This is a genomic window from Microbacterium sp. Root166 (genome assembly GCF_001427145.1).
Lineage (GTDB): Bacteria > Actinomycetota > Actinomycetes > Actinomycetales > Microbacteriaceae > Microbacterium.
Map to the genome: position 1 here is coordinate 440,449 of NZ_LMGL01000002.1, position 14,558 is coordinate 455,006.

At 72.0% G+C, this 14,558-nt stretch carries 15 protein-coding genes and 1 pseudogene; 15 read left to right on the top strand and 1 reads right to left on the bottom strand.

Annotated features, from left to right (window positions below; genetic code table 11):
* Positions 1-26: 26 nt before the first annotated feature.
* From metK to ASD56_RS09840, 4 genes are read left to right on the top strand one after another with little or no spacing between them, the layout of a single operon-like run.
* On the top strand, positions 27-1,220 hold the full coding sequence (gene metK, locus ASD56_RS09825) for a methionine adenosyltransferase (protein WP_055964966.1): 1,194 nt from the start codon (positions 27-29) through the stop codon (positions 1,218-1,220).
* A 43-nt stretch (positions 1,221-1,263) separates the two neighbouring features.
* Positions 1,264-3,276, top strand: coding sequence for a hypothetical protein (locus ASD56_RS09830; RefSeq protein WP_082541406.1), 2,013 nt, complete (start codon positions 1,264-1,266; stop codon positions 3,274-3,276).
* An 8-nt stretch (positions 3,277-3,284) separates the two neighbouring features.
* Positions 3,285-4,208, top strand: coding sequence for a methionyl-tRNA formyltransferase (gene fmt, locus ASD56_RS09835; protein ID WP_055964971.1), 924 nt, complete (start codon positions 3,285-3,287; stop codon positions 4,206-4,208).
* Complete coding sequence (locus ASD56_RS09840; RefSeq protein ID WP_235565640.1) at positions 4,205-5,572, top strand: RsmB/NOP family class I SAM-dependent RNA methyltransferase; 1,368 nt, start codon at positions 4,205-4,207, stop codon at positions 5,570-5,572. The genes fmt and ASD56_RS09840 overlap by 4 nt, the downstream gene beginning before the upstream one ends.
* A gap of 6 nt (positions 5,573-5,578) precedes the next feature.
* Here ASD56_RS09840 and glsA read toward each other — a convergent pair.
* Positions 5,579-6,726: pseudogene (gene glsA / locus ASD56_RS16020) on the bottom strand (glutaminase A).
* 20 nt (positions 6,727-6,746) lie between these two features.
* Here glsA and rpe point away from each other — a divergent pair.
* The 11 genes from rpe to lgt are packed head-to-tail and all read left to right on the top strand — an operon-like array spanning position 6,747 to position 14,519.
* The gene (gene rpe / locus ASD56_RS09855) at positions 6,747-7,445 is read left to right on the top strand and encodes a ribulose-phosphate 3-epimerase (protein WP_055964979.1); all 699 of its coding nucleotides are present in this window, start codon (positions 6,747-6,749) and stop codon (positions 7,443-7,445) included.
* Positions 7,446-7,501: 56 nt separating this feature from the next.
* Positions 7,502-7,765, top strand: a complete 264-nt coding sequence (locus ASD56_RS09860; protein WP_055965860.1) for a phosphoribosyl-ATP diphosphatase — start codon at positions 7,502-7,504, stop codon at positions 7,763-7,765.
* 43 nt (positions 7,766-7,808) lie between these two features.
* The gene (hisG, locus tag ASD56_RS09865; RefSeq protein WP_055964982.1) at positions 7,809-8,651 is read left to right on the top strand and encodes an ATP phosphoribosyltransferase; all 843 of its coding nucleotides are present in this window, start codon (positions 7,809-7,811) and stop codon (positions 8,649-8,651) included.
* Entirely contained in the window at positions 8,651-9,427 is a 777-nt protein-coding gene (gene hisF / locus ASD56_RS09870) for an imidazole glycerol phosphate synthase subunit HisF (RefSeq protein ID WP_055964985.1), read from the top strand. The genes hisG and hisF overlap by 1 nt, the downstream gene beginning before the upstream one ends.
* Positions 9,424-9,789, top strand: a complete 366-nt coding sequence (gene hisI, locus ASD56_RS09875; RefSeq protein ID WP_055964989.1) for a phosphoribosyl-AMP cyclohydrolase — start codon at positions 9,424-9,426, stop codon at positions 9,787-9,789. The genes hisF and hisI overlap by 4 nt, the downstream gene beginning before the upstream one ends.
* Positions 9,786-10,388 (top strand): Trp biosynthesis-associated membrane protein, encoded by a 603-nt coding sequence (locus ASD56_RS09880; RefSeq protein ID WP_157535947.1) that lies wholly within the window; start codon positions 9,786-9,788, stop codon positions 10,386-10,388. Before hisI ends, ASD56_RS09880 begins: the two co-directional genes overlap by 4 nt.
* 30 nt (positions 10,389-10,418) lie before the next feature.
* On the top strand, positions 10,419-10,649 hold the full coding sequence (locus ASD56_RS09885) for a DUF6704 family protein (protein ID WP_055964992.1): 231 nt from the start codon (positions 10,419-10,421) through the stop codon (positions 10,647-10,649).
* 1 nt (position 10,650) lies between these two features.
* A complete protein-coding gene (gene trpC, locus ASD56_RS09890; protein WP_055964995.1) occupies positions 10,651-11,427 on the top strand; it encodes an indole-3-glycerol phosphate synthase TrpC in 777 nt (258 codons plus the stop codon).
* Positions 11,424-12,686 (top strand): tryptophan synthase subunit beta, encoded by a 1,263-nt coding sequence (gene trpB / locus ASD56_RS09895; protein ID WP_055964998.1) that lies wholly within the window; start codon positions 11,424-11,426, stop codon positions 12,684-12,686. Before trpC ends, trpB begins: the two co-directional genes overlap by 4 nt.
* Positions 12,683-13,474: a tryptophan synthase subunit alpha gene (gene trpA, locus ASD56_RS09900; protein WP_055965001.1), complete on the top strand. Its 792-nt coding sequence runs from the start codon at positions 12,683-12,685 to the stop codon at positions 13,472-13,474. Before trpB ends, trpA begins: the two co-directional genes overlap by 4 nt.
* A 58-nt stretch (positions 13,475-13,532) precedes the next feature.
* On the top strand, positions 13,533-14,519 hold the full coding sequence (gene lgt / locus ASD56_RS09905; protein WP_055965004.1) for a prolipoprotein diacylglyceryl transferase: 987 nt from the start codon (positions 13,533-13,535) through the stop codon (positions 14,517-14,519).
* The last annotated feature ends 39 nt before the right edge of the window (positions 14,520-14,558 follow it).

Here is a 14,558-nt window from a genome sequence, read left to right on the forward strand (position 1 = left end):
CTGCACTCTTCCGATCTGGAGCATCGATGACCGACCTGCGGCTGTTCACGTCCGAATCCGTCACCGAGGGGCACCCCGACAAGATCTGCGACCAGATCTCGGACAGCATCCTCGACGCCATCCTCACCGAAGACCCGCGCGGCCGCGTGGCCGTCGAGACGCTCGTCACGACGGGCCTGGTCCACGTCGCGGGTGAGGTGTCGACGTCGGCCTACGTCGAGATTCCGGCGATCGTCCGCGGGGTGGTCAACCGCATCGGCTACACGTCGAGCGAGACCGGCTTCGACGGCGACTCCTGCGGCGTGAGCGTGTCGATCGGCGCGCAGTCCAGCGACATCGCCGCCGGCGTCGACAAGGCGTTCGAGCGTCGTGAGGACGGCTCCGAGGACCCGCACGACCTGCAGGGCGCCGGCGACCAGGGCATCATGTTCGGCTACGCCACGACCGAGACACCGCAACTCATGCCCATGGCGGCATGGACCGCGCACCGCATGGCCGAGCGCCTCGCCGAGGTGCGCCGGTCGGGTGCGCTGCCCTTCCTGCGTCCCGACGGCAAGACGCAGGTGACGCTGGGCTACGACGGCCACACGCCGCGCACGGTCGAGTCCGTGGTGCTGTCCACGCAGCACCAGCCCGACATCTCGCAGAAGGCGCTCCGCGCCGCCGTCCGCGCCGAGGTCATCGACCCGGTGCTCGAGGCGACCGGGCTGGAGCTTCCGGAGGTGAAGTTCTACATCAACCCCGCCGGACCGTTCGTCACCGGCGGACCCAAGGGCGATGCCGGGCTCACCGGCCGCAAGATCATCATCGACACGTACGGCGGGGCATCCCGCCACGGCGGCGGCGCCTTCAGCGGCAAGGACCCCTCCAAGGTCGACCGCTCCGCGGCGTACGCGATGCGGTGGGTGGCCAAGAACGCCGTCGCCGCGGGTCTGGCCGAACGGCTCGAGGTCCAGGTGGCGTATGCCATCGGCAAGGCGAAGCCGGTCGGGCTCTACGTCGAGACGTTCGGCACGGGTACGGTCTCCGACGAGGTCATCACGCGCGCGATCCTCGACGTCTTCGACCTGCGTCCCAAGGCGATCATCGACCAACTCGACCTGCTGCGCCCGATCTACGCCAAGACGGCCGCCTACGGCCACTTCGGCCGTGAGCTGCCCGAGTTCACGTGGGAGCGCACGGACCGCGCCGACGACCTGCGCAGCGCCGCAGGCCTGTGACGCGAGACCCCGCCCGCCGAGCGCGGGCGTGCGGAGCGCCGGCATGACCTCCCGGCGGGTCGCGCGCGTCCTGATCGACTCACCGCTGCCGCAGCTGGACCGCCTGTTCGACTACGCGATCCCCGAGCATCTCGCGGACGACGCCGTCGCCGGCGTACGGGTACGAGTGCCGCTGCGCACCGCCGGTCGCACGGTCGACGGCTACCTGGTCGAGGTCGGCGAGCCCGACGAGTCGGACCGCCCACTGTCGGAGCTCGACGCCGTCGTCTCGCCGATGCCGGTGCTCACACCCGGTCTGTACGCGCTCGCCCGCCGCTGCGCCGACCGTGCGGCCGGATCGGCCGGCGACATCCTCCGGCTGGCCATCCCCAAGCGCATGGTGCGCGCCGAGAAGGCCTGGCTGGCGGCCGAGCCGCCGACCGATCCCTCGGTCGTGCCCGCCGCGGTCGAATGGGCCGAGGCCGTGCTAGCCACGCACCCCGGGTTCGGCGAGGCGCTGGATCGCCGGGAGCGGCTCGCCGTCGACGCGCCGCCGTCTCCCGCGCTCCTCGGCGACGGCTCGGCCGTCGGGTCATGGGCGATGATGCTGGCTGCGGCAGCCGTCCGCACGCTCGCGGGCGGGCGCAGCGCGATCATCGTGGTCCCGGATCACCGCGATCGCGCGCAGCTCGAGGCGGTGCTGTCCGTGTACGCGCCCCCGGGCGCGGTGGTCCGCGACGACGCCAAGCAGAGCTCGCCGCTGCGGTACTCCGCCTTCCTGCGCACGCTGGCCCCGGTGCCGTGCATCGTGATCGGCAACCGCTCGGCGGTGTACGCGCCGGTCGAACGGCTCGGCCTCGTCGCGCTGTGGGACGACGGCGACCCTCTCCTCGGCGAGCCTCTCAGCCCCGGCGTCCACGCGCGCGACGCGGCGCTGCTGCGTCAGGAGCTCGACGGGTGCGCTCTGGTGTTCGCCGGCCACACCCGCACCACGGACGTCGAACGCCTGGTCCTCGTCGGCTGGGTGCGCGATCTGCCGGCCTCCCGGCGAGCCAGCCCGAAGGTCGTGCTCAGCGCTACCCAGGAGGGCGAATCCCGTGGCTCGCGCGTTCCCTCCGCCGCGTACGCCGCCGCGCGCGAGGCGCTCAAGGACGGACCGGTGCTGGTACAGGTCGCCCGGCCGGGCTACGCGCCCGTACTGGTGTGCGCCGAGTGCCGGCAGCCCGCCCGCTGCGCGCACTGCGGCGGGCCGCTGCATGCGAAGCGTCACGGCGCGGTGCCCGACTGCACCTGGTGCGGCCGTACCGCCGTGGGGTGGTCGTGCCCGGACTGCTCGTCGACGCGCCTGCGCATGGCGTCGTCGGGCAGTGAGCGCACGGCCGACGAGCTGGGCAGGGCGTTTCCCGGAGTCCGCGTCATCGTGGCCGACGGCGATCATCCGGTCTCCCACGTCGACGGCCGTCCCGCGCTGGTCGTCTCCACGCGCGGCGCCGAGCCGCTCGCCGCGGGCGGCTACCGGGCCGTGATCCTGCTCGACGGCGATCGGATGCTGCTCGCCGAGGAGCTGCGGATCGGTGAGTCGTGCCTGCGGTGGTGGTCCAACGCGGCCGCCCTCGCGGCGCCCGGCGCACCCGTGCATCTCGTCGGGGTCACCGGTCCCGTGGCACGAGCACTGGCGACCTGGACCCAGCCCGCCTACGCGCGCGCCGAGCTCGCCGACCGCGTTCCGCTGCGCATGCCTCCCACGGTGCGGGTGGCCTCGGTCGACGGGGATCGTCCGGCGGTCGAGGCCGCCCTCGCGGCGCTGCGCACAGCGGTGCCCGAGTTGAGCGACGAGGCGATCCTCGGCCCCCTGCCTCGGGAAGAGGGCGTCCGCGCACTCGTCCGCTTCGAATACGCGCACGGCGCCCGGGTCGCGGAGAGCCTCCGCGCGTCCGTCGTGGCCGAGGCCATCAAGGCCCGGCGCCCGGCGAAGCGGCGCTCCGCGCCCGGCCAGCTGTTCGGGGCGGGGGACCGGCCGGCGGGCAAGCGCAATACACTGAAAGTTCGGGTCGACGTGCCCGATCTCGACCTGTGAGGAACACCATGCGCCTCGTCTTCGCCGGCACGCCGGAGCCGGCGGTGCCGTCGCTGCGCCGCCTCGCGGCATCCGATCATCACATCGCCGCCGTCATCACCCGAAGTGATGCCCCGCTGGGGCGCAAGCGGGTTCTGACACCCTCGCCGGTCGCTGCGGCCGCCGACGAGCTGGGGCTGCACGCGCTGCGGGCCGACCGGCTCGACGCCGACGCCACGGAGCGCATCGCAGCGCTGCGTCCGGACCTCGGCGTGATCGTCGCGTACGGAGGACTCGTGCGCGAGCCGCTCCTGTCCACGCCGGTGCACGGCTGGATCAACCTGCACTTCTCGCTGCTGCCGCGCTGGCGCGGCGCGGCGCCCGTCCAGCACGCGCTCATCGCCGGTGATGCGGTCACGGGCGCCAGCGTCTTCCAGCTCGTTCCCGAGCTCGACGCCGGCGACGTGTTCGCCGAGGTGAGTCAGGACATCCCTGCGACCGCGACCGCCGGCGAGCTCCTCGCGGCCCTTGCAGACAGCGGCGCCGAGCTGCTCGCGGGCGTCGTCGACGCGATCGCGGCGGGCACGGCCGTCGCGCGGCCGCAGGTCGGTGAGACGACCTACGCGCACAAGCTCACGGACGCGGACGGGCTCGTGGACTGGACCGCGCCGCAGCCCGCGGTGCTCGGGCGCATCCGCGGGGTGACACCCGAGCCCGGCGCGCACACGCGCATCGACGGCGCCCGGCTCAAGATCCTCGAGGCCGGACTCGCACCGGTGGACGCCCCGGCGCTCGCACCCGGAGCGCTGGCGCTGCACGGTCGTGACGTGCTGATCGGCACGGGCACCGTCCCGATCGCGCTGCAGACCGTGCAGCCCGCCGGCAAGGGCCCGATGCGCGCTCCGGACTGGTGGCGCGGGCTCCGCACGAGCAGCCCGGTGGCCGGCTCGTGAGCGGCGTGGGATCGCGCCGCGTCGCGTACGACACCATCCGCGCCGTCCACGAGTCCGACGCGTACGCCAACCTGCTGCTGCCGACCTCCATCCAGCGCGCGGGGCTCGACACCGCCGACGCCGCGCTGGCGACCGAGCTGACCTACGGCACGCTGCGCCGCCAGGGAACCTACGACGCGGTCATCGCGATCGCCGCGGATCGCACCATCGCCGAGATCGACCCGGCCGTGCTCGATGCGCTGCGGCTGGGCGTGCATCAGCTGCTGTCGACCCGCGTGGCGTCCCACGCCGCCGTCAACGAGTCGGTGGATCTCGCCCGCGCCGCCGGAGGCCGCGGCGCCGCCGGATTCGCCAACGCCGTACTCCGTCGGGTCTCGCGCGACACGCCGGGCGACTGGATGACGCGCATCGCCGCCGGAGCACGCTCCGACGACGAGCAGCTGGGCCTGCTGTTCTCCCACCCGGTCTGGATCGTCCGCGCGTTCCGGCGTGCACTCACGGCCGAGGGACGCGCCGACGAGCTCGAAGCGCTCCTCACCGCCGACAACGCCGCCCCGAAGGTGACGATGGCGGCGCTGCCCGGTCTCGCCGATGTTCCGGACGACGCACGGCGCACGCCGTTCTCACCCTTGGGGTTCCGCCTCGGCGGGGGAGACCCCGAGGGCCTCATCCGCTCGTCGGGCGGGCGAATCCGCGTGCAGGACGAGGGCTCGCAGCTCGCGGCACTGGCCCTCACCCGTGCGCTCCCGGTGCGCGAGGGTGAGCGGTGGCTCGACCTGTGCGCCGGCCCCGGAGGCAAGACGGCGGTCCTGGCGGCGGAGGCGCTGGAGCACGGGGCGCTGCTGGAGGCGAACGAGATCTCGCCCGCTCGGGCGGGTCTGGTGCGCCGGGCGATCGAGGGCGTCCCGCTCGAGGTCCCGGTGTCGGAGCAGGACGGCCGGGTACGCGCGGCCGAGGCGCCCGAGACCTACGACCGGATCCTCGTCGATGCGCCCTGCACGGGACTCGGCGCGCTGCGCAGGCGCCCCGAGGCTCGCTGGCGCAAGGCACCCGGCGACGTGCCCGAGCTGACCGACCTGCAGCGTGAGCTGCTCAGCGCGGCGGTGACGGCGCTCAAGCCCGGCGGCGTCGTGGCCTACGTCACGTGCTCTCCGCATCTGGCCGAGACCGCAGGCGTCGTCGCCGAGGTGCGGCGCGAATGGGGTGCCGCGCTCGAAGAGGTCTCGGCCCGCGAAGTCCTCACACGGATCGCCGACACCGACCCCGGGCTCGCGCCGCAGGCCGACGGCTCGGGACGCGCGCAGCTGTGGCCGCACCGTCACAACACCGATGCCATGTCGATCACGCTTCTGCAGCGCGTCTGAGCCCGATCACCGCTCGACGGTGAAGCCGAGCGGCAGCCCTTCGAACTCGCTCTCGAGGGCCACCAGCGCGGCGGGGTGCAGACGGCCGATCTCCCGGGCGTCGAGCGTGACGGTGGAGCCCTCCGGCAGACTGGCGGCCAGCTCGCGCAGCACCGCGAACACCCGCTCGGTCCCGGCGAAGCCCAGCTCGCCGCTGAGCCGCACGACCGGACCGGTCTCCCCGTGATGGACTGCCACGGCCGGGACGGCGACGCTCTCGTGAGGTTCGAGCAGGTGCATCCCGAGGCGGTCGGCGAGCTGGTCGACGACGGCGACCGCGCGGACGCTGTTGCCGTGCCGGTCCAGTCGCGGGCTGAAGGCTGCGACGCCGAACTGCGACGGCGCGACCGCCAGCAGGCCGCCGCTGACCCCGCTCTTCGCGGGCAGGCCCACCCGCAGCAGCCACTCGCCCGAGAAGTCGTACATGCCGCAGCTCGCCATGAGCGAGAGCACGTCGCGTGCGACGGGCTCGTCGACGACGCGCTCCCGCGTGGTCGGGTTGAACCCGCCGAACGCGAGGGTCGCCGCCATCTGCGCGAGGTCGCGCACCGTGACGAGGATGCTGCACTGCCGGAAGTACGACTCGACCGCGAGATCGACGGAGCCCTCGATGAGTCCGTAGGACTTGAGGAGCCCGTCAGCGACTCCGAGGCGTACACCGATTCGTCCACGACGAGCTCGCGCCCGGCGAAGCTCGAGAGCAGCTCGATGATGTGACTCGTCCGCTGCTCGATCGAGTCCCCGGAGACCAGGGCGGTCGTAGCGATCGCGCCGGCGTTGATCATCGGGTTGGCCGGGCGGCCGGTGACGGCTTCGAGACTGATGGCGTTGAACGGCTCGCCGCTCGGCTCCGCCCCCACCCTGGTCATGACGGCATCCCGGCCGTGCTCGGCGAGTGCGAGCGCGAGGACGAACGGCTTGGACATCGACTGGATGGTGAACTCCGTGTCGTCGTCGCCCGCCGACCAGACCCGCCCGCGCGGCCCGACGACCGCGAGAGCGAGGCGCTCGGGATCGGCTGCGGCCAGCTCCGGGATGTAACCGGCGGGCGCTCCGTCCGTAAGCGGCCGGACCTGGTCGAGCGCGCTGCCCAGCAGGGCCGTGATGGAGTCCACGCCTCGACCATAATGGTGCGGTGCCCCTCCGCGACGAGAACGGCCGCGATGGCGGCATCCGTATCAACCCGAGCATCCTGGCCGCCGACTTCGTGAACATGCAGGCCGAGCTCGCCCGCATCGCCACCGCCGACTTCGTGCACGTCGACGTCATGGACAACCACTTCGTCCCGAACCTGACCTTCGGGCCGCAGATGGTCGAGCGCATCCAGGCGACGAGCCCCGTGCCGCTGGACGTCCATCTCATGATCGCCGACCCCGACCGCTGGGCGCCGGAGTACGCCGAGATCGGGGCTGCGTCGGTGACCTTCCACCTCGAGGCGGCCGCCGAGCCGCTCGCGCTCGCGCGACGGCTGCGCTCGATGGGGGCGCGCGCCGGAGTGGCGGTGAAGCCGGCGACACCGGTGGAGGGCCTGTTCGATCTCCTGGACGATTTCGACCAGATCCTCGTGATGACCGTCGAGCCCGGCTTCGGCGGGCAGTCCTTCATGCCCGAGACGATGCCCAAGCTCCGCCGTCTCGCCTACGAGGCGCGGCGCCGCGGCTCGTCGGTGTGGCTGCAGGTCGACGGCGGCATCGGCGAATCGACCATCGCCCAGGCGGCCGAGGCCGGTGCCGACACCTTCGTCGCGGGCTCCGCGGTGTTCGGCGCCCACGACCCCGCCGCCGCCATCGCGAGCCTGCGGTCCTCCGCCGGAGCCCACCGTCACGCGCACTGACGTCCTGCCGCGTCACGCGGGGCCGCGGCATCCGTCCGGTTCGATACCCTGGCATGGTGAAGACGTTCGACACGCTGTACGCCGAGCTCGCCGCGAAAGCCGCTGAGCGCCCCGAGGGATCGGGCACCGTCGCGCAGCTGGACGCGGGCGTCCACGCGATCGGCAAGAAGATCGTCGAAGAGGCCGCCGAGGTGTGGATGGCCGCCGAGTACGAGTCCGACGATGCCGCGGCCGAGGAGATCTCGCAGCTGCTGTACCACCTGCAGGTGCTGATGCTCGCGAAGGGGCTCAGCCTCGAGGATGTCTACCGACATCTCTGAGCCGGCGCCCTTCCTCCTCCCTCGAACCGAAAGCCCCGCTGCCATGCTGCGAATCGCCGTGCCGAACAAGGGCTCGCTCGCCGAGACCGCCTCCGAGATGCTCTCCGAGGCCGGCTACACCGGACGCCGCGATCCCAAGGATCTGCACGTCATCGACCCCCGCAACGAGGTCGAGTTCTTCTACCTGCGTCCGAAGGACATCGCGACCTACGTCGGCTCCGGCGCGCTCGATGTCGGCATCACCGGTCGCGATCTGCTGCTGGATGCCCGCATGCCCGGAGCGCGCGAGATCGAGGCACTCGGGTTCGGCGGCTCGACGTTCCGCTTCGCCGGTCCTCCCGGTCGCTTCTCGACGGTCGCCGACCTCGAGGGCATGCGGGTCGCCACGGCCTACCCGGGGCTCGTCGACGGCTTCCTGGACGATCACGGCGTCGCCGTCGACCTGGTCCCGCTGGACGGGGCGGTCGAGTCGGCGGTACGGCTGGGAGTGGCGGATGCCGTCGCCGACGTCGTCTCGACGGGAACGACGCTGCGCCAGGCGGGCCTGGAGATCTTCGGCCCTGTGATTCTCGAGTCCGACGCCGTGCTGATCAGCGGCCCGGTCGAGGCCGAGGGGGCCGAGACGCTGCTGCGCCGCCTCCGCGGCGTCATGGTCGCGCGTCGCTACGTGCTCATCGACTACGACCTGCCGGCCGCGCTCATCGACGAGGCCGTGAAGCTCGCGCCCGGCATCGAGTCGCCGACGATCTCGCCGCTGCGCGATCCCGAGTGGGTGGCGGTTCGGGTGATGAGCCCGCGCCAGACCGCGAACCAGGTGATGGACGCGCTCTACGCGCTCGGCGCGCGCGCGATCCTCGTGACGGCGATCCACAACGCGAGGCTCTGATGAGCCTGGTCTGCCGCGTGATCCCGTGTCTCGACGTGGCCGCCGGCCGCGTCGTCAAGGGCGTCAACTTCGAGAACCTGCGCGACATGGGCGATCCCGTCGAGCTCGCGCGCGAGTACTTCCGCCAGGGCGCCGACGAGCTCACCTTCCTCGATGTCACCGCGACGGTCGATGAGCGCTCGACCACGTACGACGTGGTGCGCCGCACCGCCGAGGAGGTCTTCATTCCTCTCACCGTCGGCGGGGGAGTGCGCTCCACCGAGGATGTCGCACGCCTCCTCGCCGTCGGCGCCGACAAGATCGGGGTCAACTCGGCGGCGATCGCGCGGCCCGGGCTCCTCGACGAGATCGCCGACCGCTTCGGCGCGCAGGTGCTGGTGCTGTCGCTGGACGTCAAGCGCTCCCCGGCCACCACGTCGGGCTTCGTCGTCACCACGCACGGCGGTCGCACCGAGACCAGCCTCGACGCGCTGGAGTGGGCGCGTGAGGCGATCGAGCGGGGTGCCGGCGAACTGCTCGTCAATTCGATCGATGCCGACGGCACGCGCGAGGGCTTCGACCTCGAGCTTGTCGCGCTCATGCGCGAGGTCTCCAGCGTGCCCGTGATCGCCTCGGGCGGCGCGGGGCGGGCCGAGCACTTCGGTCCCGCCATCGAGGCCGGCGCGGATGCCGTGCTGGCAGCCTCGGTCTTCCACTCCGGGCAGCTCACCGTCGGCGACGTGAAGTCGGCGATGGCCGCGACCGGCATCCCCGTGCGAGAGGTGGTGACGGCGTGACCGAGTCCGTCGACGAGCGCATCGCCCGCGTCGCCTTCAACGACGACGGCCTCGTCGCCGCCATCGTCCAGCAGTGGGACACCCGCGAGGTGCTCATGCTCGGGTGGATGGATGCCGAGGCCTTGCGCCGGACGCTCACCGAGGGGCGCGTGACCTTCTGGTCGCGCTCGCGCCAGGAGTACTGGCGCAAGGGCGACACCTCGGGCCACATCCAGCTGGTGCGCGGCGCCCGGCTGGACTGCGACGGCGATGCGATCCTGCTCGAGGTGGATCAGGTCGGCGTCGCCTGCCACACGGGCACGCGCACGTGCTTCGACGCCGACGACCTGGACCCGGTGCCCGGACCGGAGCGTCCCGCGTGATCCGTCGCGCCCGTCTGCTCGCGGTGACGGCGATCCTCGCGTGCGGCGCGCTCGGGGTCATCTCGTCGACGCAGACGTGGCTGACGGTCGCGCTCGGAGAGGACGCTCCGCTGCTGCCCGTCGCCGGGGCATCCGCCGTTCCGGTGCTCGCGCCGCTGAGCCTGGCCGTGCTCGCCCTGGGCGGGGCGCTCTCGATCGTCGGCACGGTCGTGCGGTACGTCTTCGGCGCGCTCACGGTGGTCATCGCGGTGCTGCTGGGCTGGCTCACGGCGCAGGTCGTGTTCGCGCTCCCGACGTCGGCGGTCGCCTCGACCGTGACCGAGTGGACCGGCATCACCGGCGAGGCCGCCGTCGCGGCCCTCGTCGTCTCGATCACTTCGACGCCGTGGCCCGTCGTGACGCTGATCGGCTGGATCGCGCTGTGCGCGGCCGGACTGTTCACCCTGGTGACGGCGTCCCGCTGGAGGCGCACCGGCCGCCGCTACCGCACCGACGAGACGATCGGCGCGACGGCCGGCGGATCCCGTCCGCACGACGCGATCGACTCGTGGGACGACCTGTCCCGTGGCGATGATCCCACCGACCGCCCGCTAGACTGACGACATCCCGCGCCTACCTGGAGGAGATGCATGAGCAACCACATCGGCGACCCCGGCCACGGACACTCGCCCGCCGCCTGGACGGCCGTCGTGATCATGCTCGTCGCTGTCACGCTCGGCACCGTCTTCTACTGGTTCGACATGCCCGCCCTGGTCTGGGCCTCCGCAGGACTGCTGGTCGTCGGAGCCATCGTCGGCTGGGTCATGGCCCGCGCCGGCTACGGCGTCAACGGCTCGAAGTACAGCGCGAAAGAGCACTGACGTGCTCGCCGACCTCACGGCCGGCGCGGTTCAGGATGCCGAGGCCCGCGCTTCGGCGAAGCCTCTGGCGGCCGTCGAGGCCGCCGCTCTGGCACGTCCCGCCGCGCTCGACGCCCTGGCCGCCCTCGCACCCGCCGACCGCGTCAAGATCATCGCCGAGGTCAAGCGCGCGAGCCCCTCGCGCGGTGACCTCGCGGCCATCCCGGATCCGGCGCTGCAGGCCCGTCTCTACGAGCAGGGTGGCGCCTCGGCCATTTCGGTGCTCACCGAGGGACGCCGGTTCAAGGGCAGCCTCGCCGATCTCGAAGCCGTCAAGGGCGCGGTCGCGCTCCCGGTGCTCCGCAAGGACTTCATCGCGAACGAGTACCAGGTGCTGGAAGCGCGTGCCGCCGGTGCGGACCTCGTGCTCCTCATCGTCGCCGCGCTCGAGCAGGACGTCCTCGAGCGTCTGCACACCCTGATCCTCGAGCTGGGCATGACCCCGCTGGTCGAGACGCATTCCGGCGCTGAGGTGGACCGGGCCGCGCAGATCGGCGCCCGGCTGATCGGCGTGAACGCACGCAATCTCTCGACGTTCGAACTCGACCGCGACCTCTTCGGCCGGCTGGTGGATCGCATCCCCGGCGATGCGGTCAAGGTGGCCGAATCCGCAGTGCTGAGCCCTGCCGACGTCGCGCACTACCGCGGCGCCGGCGCCGACGTCGTGCTGGTGGGCGAGGCGCTGGTCACCAGCGACCCCGTGACCACGCTGAACGCATTCCTGGAGGCGGGCGCATGAGCCTTCGCGAGGCATCCGGTCCCTTCTTCGGCGAGTTCGGCGGCCGCTACATGCCCGAGTCGCTCATCGCCGCGATCGACGAGCTGACCGCCGAGTACGAGGCCGCCAAGGCCGACCCGGCGTTCCAGGCCGAGTTCGTGCGCCTGTTGCACTCGTACGCCGGCCGGCCGTCGCCCATCACCGAGGTGGAGCGCTTCGCTGCCCACGCGGGCGGTGCGCGGGTGTTCCTCAAGCGGGAGGACCTCAACCACACCGGCTCGCACAAGATCAACAACGTGCTGGGCCAGGCGCTGCTCACGAAGCGGCTCGGCAAGTCGCGCGTGATCGCCGAGACCGGCGCCGGCCAGCACGGCGTGGCCACGGCCACCGCCGCCGCCCTGTTCGGCCTCGAGTGCACGATCTACATGGGCGAGGTCGACACCGAGCGCCAGGCTCTCAACGTGGCGCGCATGCGCCTGCTGGGTGCCGAGGTCGTGCCGGTGACGACCGGCTCGCGCACGCTCAAGGACGCCATCAACGACGCGTACCGCGACTGGGTGGCGACGGTCGAGACGACCAACTACATCTTCGGCACTGCGGCAGGACCCCACCCGTTCCCGGCGATGGTGCGCGACTTCCAGAAGGTCATCAGCGAAGAGGCGCGCGCACAGCTGCTCGACGAGGCAGGGCGCCTCCCGGATGCCGTCATCGCGTGCGTCGGCGGCGGCTCCAACGCCATCGGCATGTTCGACGCCTTCCTCGATGACGAGGGCGTCAAGCTCTACGGCGTCGAGGCGGCCGGCGACGGAGTGGACACGCCCCGCCACGCCGCCTCGATCGAGCGCGGCCGGCCGGGCGTGCTCCACGGTGCGCGCACCTACGTCCTGCAGGACGAGGACGGCCAGACCATCGAGTCGCACTCGATCTCGGCGGGTCTGGACTATCCCGGCGTCGGACCGGAGCACTCGTGGCTCGCATCGATCGGCCGCGCGGAGTACATCCCCGCCACCGACGATGAGGCCATGCAGGCTCTGCGGCTGCTGTCGAAGACCGAGGGCATCATCCCGGCGATCGAATCGGCCCACGCGCTGGCCGGCGCTCTGCGCATCGGCCGCGAGCTCGGCCCGGACGCGATCATCGCGGTGTGCCTCTCGGGGCGCGGCGACAAGGACATGGACACCGCTGCGCGGTACTTCGACCTGTACGACGCCGCTGCCGCCGAAGCGGTGGCCGCACCGCCCGCGGACGACGCCGCAAAGGGAGAGGGACCCCAGCTGTGACTTCCCGCGTCGCGGCGGCGATCGACGCCGCCCACGAGGCCGGGCGCGGAGCCCTCATCGGCTACCTTCCGCTCGGGTTCCCCGACCTGCAGACGAGCATCGACGCCGCGGTCGCGCTGGCCGAGAACGGCGCCGACATCCTCGAGCTCGGACCGCCCTACTCCGACCCGGTGATGGACGGAACGGTCATCCAGGAGGCCACGCAGGCCGCCCTGGCCGGCGGGTTCCGCCTGCGCGACACGTTCACGGCCGTGGCCGAGATCACCCGTCGCGTCGATGTGCCCGTGCTCGTCATGACCTACTGGAATCCGGTGCTGCAGTACGGCGTCGACCGCTACGCGGACGATCTCGTCGCCGCCGGCGGCGCGGGTCTCATCACGCCGGACATCACGCCCGAGTCCGCCGGCGAGTGGATCGCGGCCAGCGAGCGCACCGGACTCGACCGCATCTTCCTCGCGGCGCCGACCTCGACCGACGAACGGCTCGACCTCATCGTCGAGAGCTCGACGGGGTTCGTCTACACGGTCTCGACGATGGGCATCACGGGGGAGAGGGCGCAGCTGGATGCCGCGGCCCGCACCCTCGTGGGCCGGCTGCGCGACCGCGGGGTCGAGCACGCCTGTGTCGGCGTCGGCATCTCCAACGCCGAGCAGGTCGCCGGAGTGATCGACTACGCCGACGGCGCGATCGTCGGCACGGCGCTGGTCCGCGCGCTGCGCGACGGCGGCGTCGACGGCCTCGCCGAGGCCACCCGCTCGCTCGCCGCGGGCACCGCGCGCCGCATCTAATTAGACTTCTCGCATCGGCCCGCCGCCGACCTCCCCACCAGCAAGGACACGATCTGCCATGGTCAACGCCGCATCGAGCCATCTCGCCCAGGGCGTCTTCGCCAGCATCCCGAGCCCCGAGGTCAGCTCGGTCCAGCTCGGCCCGCTCACGATCCACTTCTACGCGCTGTGCATCATCGCGGGGATCATCGCGGCGGTCCTGCTGACCAACCACCGCCTCACCAAGCGCGGGGCCGAGCCGTGGGTCGTCATCGACATCGCTCTCCTGGCGGTGCCGCTGGCCATCATCGGCGCCCGGATCTACCACGTGGTCACCCACTGGGGCTTCTACTTCGGCGAGGGAGCGAACCCTCTGAGCGCTCTCTACATCTGGGAGGGCGGCATCGCGATCTACGGAGCCCTCATCGGCGGCGCCGTCGGAGCCTGGCTCGGCTGCCGGTGGACCGGCATCCGATTCTGGACCTTCGCCGATGCCCTGGCACCGGGTCTCCTCCTGGCGCAGGCGCTCGGCCGCTTCGGCAACTGGTTCAACCAGGAGCTCTTCGGCCTGCCCACCGACCTCCCGTGGGGCCTGGAGATCGCGTTCGACAACCCGGCATGGCCGGTCGGGCTTCCGGAAGGCACGCTGTTCCACCCCACCTTCCTGTACGAGGTCGTCTGGAACCTGCTGGGCGTCGCCGTCCTGCTGTGGGCCGGCCGCGCCTTCCACCTGCAGTGGGGTCGCCTGTTCGGTCTGTACCTGGTCTGGTACAGCGCCGGCCGCATCGTGTGGGAGTCCATCCGCATCGATCCGAGCGAGATCATCCTGGGCCTGCGCACGAACGTGTGGGCCGCCATCATCGGCGTGGTCCTCGGTCTCACGATCTTCTTCGTCCAGAAGCGGCGTCACACCGGGTTCGAAGCGTCCCCGTACGTCGCCGGCCGCGAATGGACCCCCGAAGGGGCTGTACAATCGCAGGACACCGACGACTTCGTCGACGTCAGCGAACCCCCGACGTCCGAAGTCGACGAGGCCACTGCCACAAGCACACCCGCCACGAAATAGAGCGCCCCCGCGCGTACACGGGCCGACGTCGTCCCATCT

Bases quoted from the DNA above. Each gene is read 5' to 3' on its own strand.
- trpB (WP_055964998.1), top strand. From the start codon at position 11,424: ATGAGCCTTCGCGAGGCATCCGGTCCCTTCTTCGGCGAGTTCGGCGGC.
- lgt (WP_055965004.1), top strand. From the start codon at position 13,533: ATGGTCAACGCCGCATCGAGCCATCTCGCCCAGGGCGTCTTCGCCAGC.
- hisG (WP_055964982.1), top strand. From the start codon at position 7,809: ATGCTGCGAATCGCCGTGCCGAACAAGGGCTCGCTCGCCGAGACCGCC.
- ASD56_RS09885 (WP_055964992.1), top strand. From the start codon at position 10,419: ATGAGCAACCACATCGGCGACCCCGGCCACGGACACTCGCCCGCCGCC.
- fmt (WP_055964971.1), top strand. From the start codon at position 3,285: ATGCGCCTCGTCTTCGCCGGCACGCCGGAGCCGGCGGTGCCGTCGCTG.
- ASD56_RS09830 (WP_082541406.1), top strand. From the start codon at position 1,264: ATGACCTCCCGGCGGGTCGCGCGCGTCCTGATCGACTCACCGCTGCCG.
- metK (WP_055964966.1), top strand. From the start codon at position 27: ATGACCGACCTGCGGCTGTTCACGTCCGAATCCGTCACCGAGGGGCAC.
- hisF (WP_055964985.1), top strand. From the start codon at position 8,651: ATGAGCCTGGTCTGCCGCGTGATCCCGTGTCTCGACGTGGCCGCCGGC.